We start from the raw sequence: 11963 nt of genomic DNA, 5'->3' as shown, positions 1-11963 counted from the left end.
GTCTGCCGCTTCGCAAAATCTCGTTGAGAGCCTATTGGCCGAATGATTACGTCATTGGTGTGTGGCGAGCGTGCTCTGACAAGTGGGGTTTCGGTGGTTGTTATCCGGTAATTGTGTTAATACGGCCGCCTGATAAAGGAGTGACTCATGAAGATCGAAATGGTCTCGGAGCACGCCAGCCCGCTCGCGCGGGTGGGCGGTCCGGACGCGGGCGGCCAGAACGTCCACGTCGGCGCGCTGGCCGTCGCGCTGGCGCGGCGAGGCCATGAAGTGGTCGTTCTCACGCGGCGTGACGACGCACACCGCCCGACGGTGGTGCCCTTCGCTCCCGGGGTCACGGTCGAGCACGTCCCGGCGGGGCCGCCCCGCAGGGTGCCCAAAGATCGGTTGCTGGCCTATATGGACGACTTCGCCGCCGCCCTTTCACGGCGGTGGGCGGTACGGCCGCCGGACGTCGTGCACGCGCATTTCTGGATGAGCGGACTCGCCGCCCTCGACGGCGCGCGGGGCCTCGGAATTCCCGTCGTCCAGACATTTCACGCCCTTGGCAGCGTCAAACGCCGGCACCAGAGACAGGCCGACACCAGTCCCGCGAGCCGGATCCACCTGGAGCGGCGGATCGCCTGCGAGGCGGACGCGATCATCGCGACGTGCACCGACGAGGTGAGGGAGCTCACCGCGTACGGAGCGCCGCCCGGCCGGGTGTTCGTCGTGCCCTGCGGCGTGGACACGGCCTGCTTCCGCCCGGACGGCCCGTCGGACGCGCGCGACGGGCGGTTCCGCATCGTGACGTTCGGCCGGCTGGTGCCGCGCAAGGGCGTCGACACGATCATCGAGGCGCTCGGCCGGACGCCCGACGCCGAACTGCTCGTCGCGGGCGGCCCCGACCGCGGCTCCCTGTGCCGCGACGCCGAGGTGCGCCGCCTGGCGGGGGTCGCGCGGGAGGAGCACGTCACCGGCCGGGTGACGTTCCTCGGCCGGGTCGCGCACGAGGACCTGCCGTCGCTGATCCGCTCCGCCGACGTGGCCGTGTCGGTGCCCTGGTACGAGCCGTTCGGGATCGCGCCGGTGGAGGCGATGGCCTGCGGGGTGCCCGTGATCGTCTCGGCGGTGGGCGGGCACCTCGACACGGTCGTCGACGGAGTGACCGGCCTGCACGTGCCGGCGCGGCGGCCCGGCGCGCTCGCCGCGCAGCTGCGCCGCCTGCTCGCCGATCCCGAGCTGCGCTGCACGCTGGGGGCCGCGGCGGCCGAGCACGTCCGCGACCGCTACACCTGGGAGCGGATCGCCGCCGAGACCGAGGCCGTCTACGAACGCCTGATCCCGGCCTCCGCCGCCCCGGTCGCCGTCGCGGACCGGGCATGAGCGAGCGGAGCGAGCGAATCAAGGAACACGCGCGCCTGGTCTCTCCTTCGACGAAGGAGGGCTCATGAGAGAGCGGAGCGAGCGAATCAAGGAACACGCGCGCCTGGTCTCTCCTCCGACGAAGGAGGGCTCATGAGCGAGCGGAGCGAGCGAATCAAGGAACACGCGCGCCTGGTCTCTCCTCCGACGAAGGAGGGCTCATGAGCGAGCGCATCGACGAGCACGGACTCCCCGGCCTCTCCGCCGACGCGGGAGGTCTCCATGCCGTGTCCCCCCACCTCGCGGAGCTGGAACGGGCCGTGCGCCGGTTCGCCGCGCACGCCGCCCGCGTCGAACAGTGGGGGCGGCGGCTCGCGTGCGTGCTGGAGTCCGGCGGCCGGCTGCTCGCCTGCGGGAACGGCGGCAGCGCCGAGCAGGCGCAGCATCTCACCGCCGAACTGGTGGGCCGGTACGAGGACGAGCGCCCGCCGTACGCGGCCATCCCGCTGCACGCCGACCTCGCGGCCCTCACCGCGATCACCAACGACTACGGGCCGCGGGAGATGTTCGCCCGGCAGGTGCGTGCGCACGGCAGGCCCGGGGACGTCTTCATCGGGCTGTCCACGAGCGGCGAGAGCCGCAACGTCATCGCCGCCGCCGAGGCCGCCGCCGACCTGGGCATGCGGACCTGGGCGCTGACCGGCCCCGGCCCGAACGCGCTCGCCGGCGTCTGCGACGACGCCGTCGCGGTCGACGCGCCGCGCACGGCGACCGTCCAGGAGATCCATCTCGCCGCCATCCACATGCTCTGCGCGTCCGTCGACGCGGTCGTGTGCCGTCCGGGCCGCGCGGCCGGAGAAGGCCTGGCCTCATGACGGAGGAGGCCACGTGACATCTCGGGGCGGGCCGCTGGTCGTGGTCGGCGACGCGCTCCTCGACGTCGACATCGAGGGGACCGCGGGACGGCTCTGCCCGGACGCCCCCGTACCGGTCGTCGAGCGGACACGTGAGCACCGGCGCGCCGGCGGCGCGGGCCTGGCCGCCCGGCTCGCCGCCGAGATCACCGGAAGAGACGTCGTCCTCGTCACCGCCGTGGGCGACGATGAGGCGGGACACCGCCTGGGCACGCTCCTGAAGGCGTACGCCGACGTCGTCCGGGTGCCGATGGCCGGGACGACCAGCTGCAAGACCCGGGTCCGCGCCGGGGGCCAGACCCTGGTGCGGATCGACGAGGGCGACGGCCGCGCGGCCGACGGACCTCTGCCGCCGCGGGCGGCGGAGGTGCTCGCGCGCGCCGGCGCCGTACTCGTCTCCGACTACGGGCGCGGCGTCGCCGCCCACCCCGGGATCCGCCGCCTGCTCGCCGCCCTCCCCGACGGCGTGCCGGTGACGTGGGACCCGCATCCGGCCGGCCCACCGCCTCCGCGCGGAACGCGCCTGGTGACGCCGAACCACGCCGAGGCGCGCCGGTTCGCCGGAGGAACCCCGGCGGACGAACCGCTCTCGCAGGCCGCCGCCGACGCGGCCGCCCTCGTCGGCCGGTGGCGGGTGACCGGGGTCGCGGTGACGCTGGGCGAGCACGGCGCCCTGCTGTCGATGGGCGAGGCGGCGCCCCATGTCGTCCCGGCCCCCGTCGTCGCGGGACCACGTGCGGACGGGTGCGGGGCCGGTGACTGCTTCGCGGCGGCGGCCGCGCACGTGCTGCGCGACGGCGGCATGGTCACCGAGGCGGTCGCCGAGGCCGTACGGCGCGCGAGCGCCTTCGTGGCGGCCGGCGGGGCCACCGCGCTCGGCGCGCCGGCCCCCTCCGCGGACACGGCCGCCGTGGAGGAGGAGGACCTGTGGGACCTGATCCGGCGCACCCGGGCCTCGGGCGGGCGCGTGGTGGCCACCGGCGGATGCTTCGACCTGCTGCACGCGGGCCACGTCAACCTGCTGCGCGAGGCCCGGCGGCTCGGCGACTGCCTCGTCGTCTGCGTCAACTCCGACGCCTCCGTACGCGCGCTCAAGGGCCCGGACCGCCCGCTCGTGCCGGCCGCCGACCGGGTGCGCGTGCTGGCGGCGCTGGAATGCGTCGACGCCGTCGCCGTCTTCGACGAGCTCACCCCCGTAGCGCTGCTGGAACGCCTGCGGCCCGGCATCTGGGTCAAGGGCGCCGACTACGCCGGCATCGACCTCGCCGAGGCCGGAGTGGTACGCCGCCACGGCGGCGAGGTGGTGCTGTTGCCCTATCTGGACGGCCGTTCGACGAGCCGCCTGGTCGCGCGGGCCCGCGCGACCACGAGCGTTCTTCCCGGAGGTGATGGCCAATGATCGGACACGCGGTGGTCACCGGGGGAGCGGGCTTCCTCGGCTCCCACGTCTGCGAGCGGCTGCTGGCACAGGGCGCCGCGGTGACCTGCATGGACAACTTCCTCACCGGATCGCCGCGCAACGTCGCGCACCTCCTCGGCGAGCCCGGGTTCCGGCTGACCGAGTGTGACCTGACCGGCTTCGTGCACGTGACCGGCGGCGTCGACCTCGTCCTGCACATGGCGTCGGCGGCCTCACCGGTGGACTACCTCCGGCTGCCGATCGAGACGCTGAAGGTGGGCGGGCTCGGCACCCTCCACGCGCTGGGCCTCGCGCGGGAGAAGAACGCCAGGTTCGTCCTGGCCTCCACCAGCGAGGTGTACGGCGACCCGCTCCGGCACCCCCAGCGGGAGGACTACTGGGGCAACGTCAACCCGGTCGGGCCGCGCAGCGTGTACGACGAGGCGAAGCGCTACGCGGAGGCGCTGACGACGGCGTACCGCGTCAGCCGCGGCGTGAACACCGGCATCGTGCGGATCTTCAACACCTACGGGCCGCGCATGCGGCCGGACGACGGCCGGGCGATCCCGACGTTCATCTGCCAGGCGCTCATGGGCCGGCCGCTGACGGTCGCGGGCGACGGCGGCCAGACCCGGTCGATCTGCTACGTCGACGACACGGTCGCCGGGATCCTCGCCATGGCCCGCGACGACTTCGCCGGCCCGGTCAACATCGGCAACCCGGAGGAGATGTCCGTCCTGGACCTGGCCATGACCATCCGCGACCTCGCGGAGAGCGAGTCGCCCATCACCTTCGTCGAGCGCCCGGCCGACGACCCGGCCGTGCGCCGGCCCGACACCGCACTCGCCCGCGACCGGCTGGGCTGGCTGCCCACGGTGCCGAGTAAGGACGGCCTGCGGCGGACCATCGACTGGTTCGCCCGCGAGCTGGACGTACGAGCGGCCGACGGCGCCATCACCACCTGAGCGTCGACCGGTACGGACCGGGAGAGGCGCGGCGGTTCTCCTCCACGAAGGGCGCTCATGTGCTCGCCGGACGGTGACCCTGGGCGGGTGACGGGCCCGGGGTCACCGGTGCCAGGATCAGCCGGCGGGCCAGCCACAGCCGCCGCAGAACTTGGCGTCGCCCAGGTTCGTGCCGCAGTTCGTGCAGAACATCTTGGCGGCTTGAGGCGCCGAGGCCTGCCGGGCGCCGCACTCGCGGCAGAAGCGGCCGCCGCCGGAGTCCGCGCCGCAGGACGCGCACCGTGCCGTCACCTGCTCGCGGTACTCCACGCCCTTCGTCCAGTCCTGCCGGCACACCCACTGGCCGCAACGGTGGCACTGGGGCGATGCGCCCCAGGCCCTGTCGTCGGTGTAGATCGAGACCGACGACGCGGTGTCGCCGTCGGCGCCCATGTCGGCGAGGCTGGTGTGCGGGTCCATGTGGTTGCCCACTACCGCAACGGCGCCGACGACGTGCGCGGCCAGGGGCTGCGGGACGGGGCCGTGTGGGCCTGGAACCGTACGCAGGCCAGCTGGTGCATGCACAACCAGCCGAACCAGCGTGGTGACAGCGACAAGTTCTACCCGGGACGCAACGACCGGACCAAGTTCACCGTGCTGTCCCTCGGCAGGTCCACTACCGGCATCTGCTGGTAGCGCGGCGTTCCGTCGCATCGGTGCCCGGCCGGAAGCCTCTGGCCGGGCACGATCGCCTCCCGGGGTTTCCCACGCCGGCTGTCCGTTTGGGGGGCAGCACCCGGGGGCTGGCACCACCAGGATCGGCCAGCTCGCCGGATCGTCCCAGCGTGCCCTGAAACCTAGCGTTTTCCCTGGCTTCCGCGAACAGGAGTACCAGTGAACACGCCACCTCCGCCCCTCACCGAGCCTCCGCCCGAGGCCGCCGTCGCGTTGCGCGGCGTGCGTAAGACCCACGGGCGTCACGCCTCGGCCGTCCAGGCGCTTGACGCCGTCGACCTCGACTTCTTCGGTGGTACGTTCACCGCGGTCATGGGCCCGTCGGGGTCCGGCAAGAGCACGCTGCTGCACTGCGCGGCGGGGCTGGACCGGCCCAGCGCCGGCACGGTGCTGCTCGGCGGCACCGATCTGGCGCGGCTGTCGGAGACGGAGCTGACCCGGCAGCGCCGCACCCGCGTCGGCTTCGTCTTCCAGGCCTTCAACCTCGTGCCCGCGCTCACCGTGCGGGAGAACATCCTGCTGCCGTCGCGGCTGGCGCACGTACGGCCGGACCGGCGATGGCTGGCCGAGGTCGTGGAGCGGGTGGGTCTGCGGGGGCGGCTGCGCCACCGGCCGGCGCAGCTGTCCGGCGGTGAGCAGCAGCGGGTCGCGATCGCCCGCGCCCTGTCCGTACGGCCGCAGGTCATCTTCTGCGACGAGCCGACGGGCGCGCTCGACACGACCACCGCGGCGCGCGTGCTGGCCCTGCTGCGCCAGGCGGTCGACGCCGACCGGCAGACCGTCGTCATGGTCACGCACGACCCGGTGGCGGCGTCCTACGCCGACCGTGTGGTGTTCCTGGCGGACGGGAGGGTCGTCGACGATCTGGCGGCGCCGGGTGTGGACGCGATCGCCGAGCGCCTCGCGCACCTCGGATCGGCGCGCGCCGGAGGCGAGACGCCGTCATGGTGAGGATCGCCTGGCGGATGCTGACGCAGCGTCCCGCGAGCATGCTCGCGACCTTCCTGGCCCTGTGGTTCGCCGTCGTGATCGTGACGATGTGCGGCGCCATGCTGGAGTCCGGGATTCGCTACAACGGCACGGTGGCGCGCTACGCCGCCGCGCCCGTCCTCGTCGCGACCACCGACCTGCAGGTGACCTTCGGCTCGGGCGAGGACCGCGAGACCGAGCGTTACCCGCTGGCCGAGCGCGGGCGGCTGGACCCGTCGCTGCCCGCGCGGATCGCCGCGGCGCCCGGCGTGCGCGAGGCGGTCACCGACGTCGCGCTGCGGGGCCGGCTCGACGCCGGCGGGCGTACCGCGCCCGTGGAGGCGCACCCGTGGTCGGCCGCGCGGCTCGCCCCGTTCGCGCTCCGCGCGGGCGCGGCCCCGGCGGCGGCCGGTCAGGTCGTGCTCGACCAGAGCCTCGCCACCCGCGTCGGCGCGCGGCCGGGCGCGCGGGTGCGCCTCGGGCTCGCCTCCGGCGTGCGCACCTACACCGTGGCGGGGGTCGCCGCGCCGGCCGGCAGGGCCCCGGAGGCGCCCACGGTCTTCCTCGGCGACGCCGACGCCCGCGCGCTCGCGGGCGGCGCCGCCCAGGTCATCGGGGTCCTGCCGGATCCCGGCGTGGGACCGAAGACCCTGGCCGGCGCCGTACGCCGCGTGCTCCCGCCGTCACCGGCCCGCCTCGCCGGCGCCTACCCGCACGTCTACTCCGGCGCCGGCCGCGGCGCCGTCGAGTCGCCGGACGTCGGCAACGGGCGTGAGTTCGCCATCTCCGTCTCGAGCGTGTTCGGGGGCTGCGCGCTGCTCATCGCCGTCCTCGTCATCGCCGGCACGGTCGGCCTGTCGGTACGGCAGCGTCACCGCGACATCGCCCTGCTGCGCGCGCTCGCGGCCACCCCGCGCCAGGTCCGGCGGATGGTGGTGCGGGAGGCCACGGGCCTCGGTCTGCTCGCCGGCGTGCTGGGGGTGTGGCCCGGCCTGCTGTTCGCCGACCGGCTGCGCGACCAGTTCGTCGCGCGGGGCATGGTCCCGGGCACCTTCCGCACGCACCTCTCGTGGCTGCCACCGCTCGTCGCCGCCGGGTCCGCGCTGGTCATCGCGGTCGCCGCGGCCTGGATGGCCAGCCTCCGCGCCAGCCGGATCCGGCCCACGGCGGCGCTCGCAGAGACCGCCGTCGAACGCGGCGGCGTCGGCCTGGTCCGGTCCGCGCTCGGTCTGGTGGCGCTGGCCGGCGGGATCACCCTGTGCGTGGTCGCCGGTTCCGTGTCGGGCGACAGCGCGGCCGGCACCTCGGTCGGCACGGTGTTCACCCTCGTGGTGGCGGTCGCGCTGCTGAGCCCGCTGCTGATCCGCGCCGCCGCCGCGACGTTCGGCCGGCTGCTGCACCTGGCCGGCGTCACCGGCCGCCTCGCCAGGGCCACCACCGCCACCTCGGCCCGGCGGCTCTCGTCCGTGGTGAGCTGCCTGGTTCTCGCGGTCGGCCTGGGCGGCTCGCTGTGGTTCATGCAGACCTCCGAGCTGCACGTCGCGGACCGCCAGAGCCGGGCCGGACTGCTCGCCGACCGTGTCGTCACGCCCGCCGCGCCCGGCCTGCGACCCGAGGCGACCGCGGCGATCCGGCGTACCGGCGGCGTCACGGCCGCCACCGGAGTCGTGCACAGCACGCTCTTCACCCGCCAGGCCGGAGGCATCACCGACTTCCCGGCCCAGGGCGTCGACCCCGAAGGCCTCGACCGGACCCTGGACCTGGATGTGACCGGCGGCGACCTGGCCGGCCTGCGGGGCGACACGGTCGCCCTGGACGCCCTCACCGCCCAGTCGATGCACCTTCGCGTCGGCGGGCGCTTCCGCGGCTGGTTCGGCGACGGCACGCCGGTGACCCTCCGCGTCGTCGCGATCTACACGCGGGGCCTCGGTTTCGCCGCGCTGACCCTCCCGCACGACACGCTCGCGCCGCACACCGGCACGGGGCTGGACGACGCGGTGTTCGTCGCCACCACGGGTCCGCGTGCGGTCGCGGCGCTCCGCGCCGAGCTGGACACCGTGGCGCCGGGCTCCTCGGTCGTGAGCCGCGACGCCTTCCAGGTCGGCCTCGACCACAACCTGGAGGAGAACGCCTGGACGAACAAGGTGGTCACCGCGGTGCTGCTGATCTACGTGGTGATCGCGGCGGTGAACACCCTGGCCATGTACGCGCTGGGCCGCCGCCGGGAGTTCGCCGTACTGCGCCTGTCCGGGACGACGCGCACGCAGGTGCTGCGCATGGTCCGGCTGGAGCAGGTGCTGCTGCTGGGACTGGCCTTGGTGGTCGGCGCGGCGATCGCCGCGGGCACGCTGATCCCCATGGTCAAGGGCATCACCGGCTCGGCGACGCCCTACATCCCGCCCGGCGGATGGATCGCGGTGATCGGCGGCGTCGTGCTGATCAGCGTCGTGGCGACTCTCCTGCCGGCCCGGCGGGTCCTGCGGACCCGCCCGGTCGACGGGGTCGGCCTCCGCGAGTAGGAGGAGCCGCGCGCCGCCGTACGACCTCCGGCGGGAGCCGTCCCTCTCCTGGGGGACACCAGAAGGGTCCCCCAGGGCGACGCGCGCGGGCGTCCGCGTCCCTAACGTAAGAAGCAGCAGGTCATCCCGAGGAGGAAGACGACATGAACGGTCTCTACCGCCCGCGCCAGGGTCGCGTCATCGGCGGCGTGTGCGCCGGGCTCGCCCGCCGGTTCGGGCTCGGCGCCTGGACCGTACGGCTGTTGGCGATCATCTCCTGCGTGCTGCCCGGGCCGCAGTTCCTCGTCTACATCGCGTTGTGGATCATCATGCCGGACGAGCGCAAGTACGCCGCCTCGCACCCGACGATGTGACGCCGGCGACCCGGGCCCAGGGCGCGTCTCAAAGCCCCGCTGTCCTACCGCGCGCCGCTCGCTGCGGACGGGGACCGTGAGACGTGACCTAGAGGCGCTCGACGGTGTCCGACGGCGGCAGCACGCCGCGGGTGTCGAGCACCAGCGTCGCACGCGTCGCGACGAGCGACAGGTCGAAGGACCGGTGCGGCTGGAGCAGGATCGCCAGGTCGGCGGCGTCGAGCGCCTCTTCCAGGTCGTGGACCCGCCGCACGGGCACCCCGCCGGCCGTCCACTCGTCGATGAGCGGGTCGTGGTAACTCACCCTGGCCCCCGCGGCGTCCAGCCGCCGGGCGAGAGGCTCGGCCGGCGACTCGCGGCCGTCGGCGACGTCGGGCTTGTACGTCACGCCGAGCAGCACGACGTCGGCGCCGTTGGCGCAGCGGCCGTGCCGGTGCAGCAGACGCGCCGCCCGCTCGGCGACGTACGCCGGCATCCGGTCGTTGACCTGCTGGGCGAGCTCGGCGAACTGGAACTGCTGTCCCAGGCGCCGCACCCGGTGCGACAGGTAGCTCGGGTCGATCGGAATGCAGTGCCCGCCCACGCCGGGGCCGGGCCGGAACGGCTGGTAGCCGAACGGCTTGGTGGCCGCCGCCGAGATCGTGTCCCACACGTCGATCGCCAGCTCGTCGCACAGGACGGCGATCTCGTTGACGAGCGCGATGTTGACCTGCCGGTAGGTGTTCTCCAGCAGCTTGGCCATCTCGGCCTCGCGGGTGCCGCGCACCGGCACGACCTGCTCCACGAGCTTGCCGTAGAACGCCATGGCGCGGTCCAGGCACGCGCTCGTCACCCCGCCGACGATCTTCGGGGTGTTGCGCAGCTCGTAGACCGGGTTGCCGGGGTCGATCCGTTCGGGTGAGTAGGCCAGGTGGAAGTCGATCCCCGCGGACAGCCCGCTCTTCTCCAGCAGCGGGCGCAGCACCTCCTCGGTCGTGCCGGGCCACGTGGTCGACTCCAGTACGACCAGGGTGTCCGGGCCGAGATGGTCCGCGACCGTGCGGCCGGCCCCGATCACCGCGCCCAGGTCCGGCCTGCGGTCCTCGTCCAGCGGCGTGGGCACGCAGATCACCACCGTGTCGGCGGCGGCCAGCACGCGCTCGTCCGAAGTGGCGCGGAACCCCTGCGCGAGCAGCGTCGTGACCTCGCCGTCGGAGATGTCGTCCACGTGGGAGATTCCGGCGTTGAGCCGAGCGATCCGGCCGGGGTCGACGTCGAGTCCGGCGACCCGCATCCCGCCCCGTACCGCCTCGCGGACGAGCGGCATTCCCACATAGCCCAGGCCGACGACGACGAGGTCCCATTCGACGAGCCGATCGCCTCGTGACTGATCCATGATGTGTCCCCCCGGTTGCACGAGTTGCCATGATCGAAACGGCCCGTCGGACGCCCCCTGCCGGACAGGCCTGAGCGAACGCCGCGGGTCAGGGCGCGGCGGCGTACACCGGACGCCCGCGGAACCAGGCCACCGTCCGCCGGAGCCCCTCCTCCAGGGGCACGGCCGTGGCGCCGGGAAAGAGGCGCCGGAGCCGGTCGTCCGCGGCCTGGGACTCCCGGACGTCGCCCGCGCGCGGCGGGCCGTGCCGCACCTCGACGGGGGTGCCCAGCACCCCGGACAGCCGGCGGGTCAGCTCCAGCACCGACACCCGCGTGCCGAACGCCAGGTTCACCGGCTCGTCGCTCGTGACCCGCCGCAGGACGGCGTCGGCGAGCACTCCGGTCACCGTCCCGACGAAGGTGAAGTCACGCGTCTGGTACCCGTCCCCGTGGATGAGGAGAGGCTCCCCGCGCATCGCCGCGTCGACGAAGGTCGGCACGACGGCGGCGTACGCGTGCCCGGCCGGCTGCAGCGGGCCGTACACGTTGAAGAACCGGAAGGCCAGCGACGGCAGCCCGAAGCTCGCCCCGTACGCCAGGACGTACGCCTCGGTCGCGAGCTTGCTGGCCCCGTACGGGCTGAGCGGCCGCGTCGGCAGGTCCTCGTGCTTGGGCAGCGACGCCACCGAGCCGTACACCGAGGAGGACGAGGCCGCCACCACGTGGACCGTCTCCCGCCGGCAGGCCTCCAGGACGCGCACCGTCCCGGTGGCGTTCACGTCGTGGCTGGCCACCGGGTCGGCGAGCGACCGGGGGACCGACGGACGGGCGGCCAGGTGCACGACGGCGTCGGCCTCGGCCACGAGCCGGCCGAGCACGACGGTGTCGAGGATGCTGCCCTCGACGAGTTCGGCGCCGGTGCCGTCGAGGTTGCCGGCGCACCCGGTGCTCAGGTCGTCCAGCGCGACCACCCGGTCGACCTCGGGCCGCCCCATGAGTTCGCGGCACAGGTTGGCGCCGATGAAACCGGCGCCCCCGGTCACAAGGACCTTCATCGGCTGCGCGGCGTGGAGACCCTGGCCTTCGGGCCGGGGAAGGCACGCCGCTCCCTCCTTGGAATGTCGGTGGTGGTGGTTAGCGTGCCGGCATGCGATTTCGACTCCAGCCCATGCCCGCTCAGGAGGCGGTGTTGCTGGAGCACTGCGCGCATGCCTGATAGGTGTGGAATCTCGCTTGTGAGCAGCATCTGCATTGGCGGCCGGGGCGGGCGAGTGCGCCGGAGTACGCCGAACAGTCCCGCCAGCTGATCGTCGGGCAGCGCGGCCGTCACTGGGATGTTCGGCGGCTGTCCCGCAAGGTCGGTGAGGTTCGGACCCCGAAGGTGGGCTGGGTGCGGTTCCGCTGGTCCCGCGACATCCCCGCCGAGGCCA

The 11963-nt window shown here is 73.9% G+C and carries 11 protein-coding genes; 8 read left to right on the top strand and 3 right to left on the bottom strand.

Annotation, left to right across the window (positions count from 1 at the left end; all coding sequences use genetic code 11):
* Window positions 1-147: 147 nt before the first annotated feature.
* From ABEA10_RS47765 to ABEA10_RS47750, 4 genes are all read left to right on the top strand, one after another.
* A complete protein-coding gene (locus ABEA10_RS47765) occupies window positions 148-1365 on the top strand; it encodes a glycosyltransferase (RefSeq protein ID WP_345475343.1) in 1218 nt (405 codons plus the stop codon).
* 200 nt (window positions 1366-1565) lie between these two features.
* A complete protein-coding gene (locus ABEA10_RS47760) occupies window positions 1566-2219 on the top strand; it encodes a D-sedoheptulose-7-phosphate isomerase (RefSeq protein ID WP_425551063.1) in 654 nt (217 codons plus the stop codon).
* A 13-nt stretch (window positions 2220-2232) separates the two neighbouring features.
* Entirely contained in the window at window positions 2233-3657 is a 1425-nt protein-coding gene (gene rfaE2 / locus ABEA10_RS47755) for a D-glycero-beta-D-manno-heptose 1-phosphate adenylyltransferase (RefSeq protein WP_345475342.1), read from the top strand.
* The gene (locus ABEA10_RS47750; RefSeq protein WP_345475341.1) at window positions 3654-4622 is read left to right on the top strand and encodes a UDP-glucuronic acid decarboxylase family protein; all 969 of its coding nucleotides are present in this window, start codon (window positions 3654-3656) and stop codon (window positions 4620-4622) included. The genes rfaE2 and ABEA10_RS47750 overlap by 4 nt, the downstream gene beginning before the upstream one ends.
* 117 nt (window positions 4623-4739) lie before the next feature.
* Here the strand turns inward: ABEA10_RS47750 and ABEA10_RS47745 are convergent, their stop codons facing one another.
* Entirely contained in the window at window positions 4740-5081 is a 342-nt protein-coding gene (locus ABEA10_RS47745) for a hypothetical protein (RefSeq protein ID WP_345475340.1), read from the bottom strand.
* On the opposite strand from ABEA10_RS47745, the gene ABEA10_RS47740 reads away from it, so the two are divergent.
* The 4 genes from ABEA10_RS47740 (at window position 5070) to ABEA10_RS47725 (ending at window position 9177) form a co-directional block, all read left to right on the top strand.
* Window positions 5070-5297: a hypothetical protein gene (locus ABEA10_RS47740; protein WP_345475339.1), complete on the top strand. Its 228-nt coding sequence runs from the start codon at window positions 5070-5072 to the stop codon at window positions 5295-5297. The genes ABEA10_RS47745 and ABEA10_RS47740 overlap by 12 nt on opposite strands.
* A 198-nt stretch (window positions 5298-5495) precedes the next feature.
* Entirely contained in the window at window positions 5496-6287 is a 792-nt protein-coding gene (locus ABEA10_RS47735) for an ABC transporter ATP-binding protein (protein ID WP_345475338.1), read from the top strand.
* Window positions 6288-6301: 14 nt separating this feature from the next.
* Window positions 6302-8824 carry an FtsX-like permease family protein gene (locus ABEA10_RS47730; RefSeq protein WP_345475337.1) on the top strand — a complete coding sequence of 841 codons (2523 nt, stop codon included), beginning with the start codon at window positions 6302-6304 and terminating at the stop codon, window positions 8822-8824.
* A 143-nt stretch (window positions 8825-8967) separates the two neighbouring features.
* Window positions 8968-9177 (top strand): PspC domain-containing protein, encoded by a 210-nt coding sequence (locus tag ABEA10_RS47725; protein ID WP_329254241.1) that lies wholly within the window; start codon window positions 8968-8970, stop codon window positions 9175-9177.
* Window positions 9178-9265: 88 nt separating this feature from the next.
* Here ABEA10_RS47725 and ABEA10_RS47720 read toward each other — a convergent pair whose 3' ends face one another.
* Entirely contained in the window at window positions 9266-10552 is a 1287-nt protein-coding gene (locus ABEA10_RS47720) for a nucleotide sugar dehydrogenase (protein ID WP_345475336.1), read from the bottom strand.
* A gap of 88 nt (window positions 10553-10640) precedes the next feature.
* The gene (locus tag ABEA10_RS47715; RefSeq protein ID WP_345475335.1) at window positions 10641-11588 is read right to left on the bottom strand and encodes an NAD-dependent epimerase/dehydratase family protein; all 948 of its coding nucleotides are present in this window, start codon (window positions 11586-11588) and stop codon (window positions 10641-10643) included.
* Window positions 11589-11963 lie beyond the last annotated feature (375 nt).

It is taken from the genome of Actinoallomurus oryzae, from assembly GCF_039541955.1.
Taxonomy (GTDB): domain Bacteria; phylum Actinomycetota; class Actinomycetes; order Streptosporangiales; family Streptosporangiaceae; genus Actinoallomurus; species Actinoallomurus oryzae.
This window is presented reverse-complemented; position numbering and strand designations above follow the sequence as displayed.